The organism is Streptomyces sp. NTD91 (genome assembly GCF_059510455.1).
In genome coordinates this window covers 1-1,932 of the sequence record NZ_JCAJZW010000113.1, presented here as the reverse complement: position 1 = coordinate 1,932, position 1,932 = coordinate 1, and the positions used below count along the sequence as shown (strand labels likewise).

The 1,932-nt window shown below is 70.0% G+C and carries 1 protein-coding gene; it reads left to right on the top strand.

The genetic code is table 11. From position 1 onward, the window contains the following. On the top strand, positions 1–1,932 hold a 1,932-nt coding region (gene acs / locus AC5WRT_RS38770; RefSeq protein WP_496101088.1), incomplete at both ends, for an acetate--CoA ligase.

Sequence of the window (1,932 nt, the reverse complement as noted above, 5' to 3'; positions counted from 1 at the left end):
CAACGAGAGCCTGGCCAACCTGCTCAGGGAAGAACGCAGGTTCGCGCCCCCCGCCGACCTGGCGGCGCACGCCAACGTCACCGCGGGGGCGTACGCACAGGCCAAGGCTGACAGGCTCGGCTTCTGGGCCGAGCAGGCCCGTCGGCTGACCTGGGCCAAGGAACCGACCGAGACGCTGGACTGGTCCAACCCGCCGTTCGCGAAGTGGTTCGAGGACGGCGAGCTGAACGTCGCCTACAACTGCGTGGACCGGCATGTGGAGGCCGGGCACGGGGACCGTGTCGCCATCCACTTCGAGGGCGAGCCGGGCGACAGCCGCTCCCTCACCTACGCCGAGCTGAAGGACGAGGTCTCCAAGGCGGCCAACGCCCTGCTGCAACTCGGTGTCCGCAAGGGCGACCGGGTCGCCATCTACATGCCGATGATCCCGGAGACCGCCATCGCGATGCTGGCCTCGGCCCGGATCGGCGCCACGCACTCGGTGGTCTTCGGCGGCTTCTCGGCGGATGCGCTCGCGACCCGCATCCAGGACGCGGACGCCAGGGTGGTCGTCACCGCCGACGGCGGCTACCGGCGCGGCAAGCCGTCCGCGCTCAAGCCCGCCGTGGACGAGGCGGTCTCCAAGGTCGACAACGTCGAGCACGTGCTGGTGGTGCGCCGTACCGGCCAGGACGTGGCCTGGACCGAGGGCCGGGACGTGTGGTGGCACGAGCTGGTCGGGCCGCAGTCGGCCGAGCACACCCCGGAGGCGTTCGACGCGGAGCACCCGCTGTTCATCCTCTACACCTCGGGCACGACGGGGAAGCCGAAGGGCATCCTGCACACCTCCGGCGGCTACCTCACCCAGACGGCGTACACGCACTGGGCGGTCTTCGACCTCAAGCCGGAGACGGACGTGTACTGGTGCACGGCCGACGTCGGCTGGGTCACCGGCCACTCGTACATCGTGTACGGCCCGTTGGCCAACGGCGCCACGCAGGTCATGTACGAGGGCACGCCGGACACCCCGCACCAGGGCCGGTTCTGGGAGATCGTGCAGAAGTACAAGGTCACGATCCTCTACACGGCGCCGACGGCGATCCGGACGTTCATGAAGTGGGGCGACGACATCCCCGCGAAGTTCGATCTCAGCAGCCTGCGTGTCCTGGGCTCGGTCGGCGAGCCCATCAACCCCGAGGCATGGGTCTGGTACCGGAAGAACATCGGCGCAAACCGCACGCCGGTGGTGGACACCTGGTGGCAGACCGAGACCGGCGCGATGATGATCTCGCCGCTGCCCGGCGTCACCGAGGCCAAGCCCGGCTCCGCGCAGACCCCGCTGCCCGGCATCAGCGCGACCGTCGTCGACGACGAGGCGAACGAGGTGCCCGACGGCGGCGGTGGCTACCTGGTCCTCACCGAGCCCTGGCCGTCGATGCTGCGCACCATCTGGGGCGACGACCAGCGGTTCATCGACACCTACTGGTCCCGTTTCGAGGGCAAGTACTTCGCCGGTGACGGCGCGAAGAAGGACGACGACGGCGACATCTGGCTGCTGGGCCGGGTGGACGACGTGATGCTCGTGTCCGGGCACAACATCTCCACCACCGAGGTGGAGTCGGCGCTCGTCTCCCACCCGGCGGTCGCCGAGGCGGCCGTCGTCGGTGCCACCGACGAGACCACCGGGCAGGCGATCGTCGCGTTCGTGATCCTGCGCGGTACGGCCGCGGAGACCGAGGCGCTCGTCGGCGAGCTGCGCGACCACGTGGGCGCCACGCTCGGCCCGATCGCCAAGCCCAGGCGGATCCTGCCGGTGGCCGAGCTGCCCAAGACCCGCTCCGGCAAGATCATGCGCCGCCTGCTGCGGGACGTGGCCGAGAACCGCCAGCTCGGTGACGTGACCACGCTGACGGACAGCACGGTCATGGACCTCATCCAGGCCAAGCTCCCCGC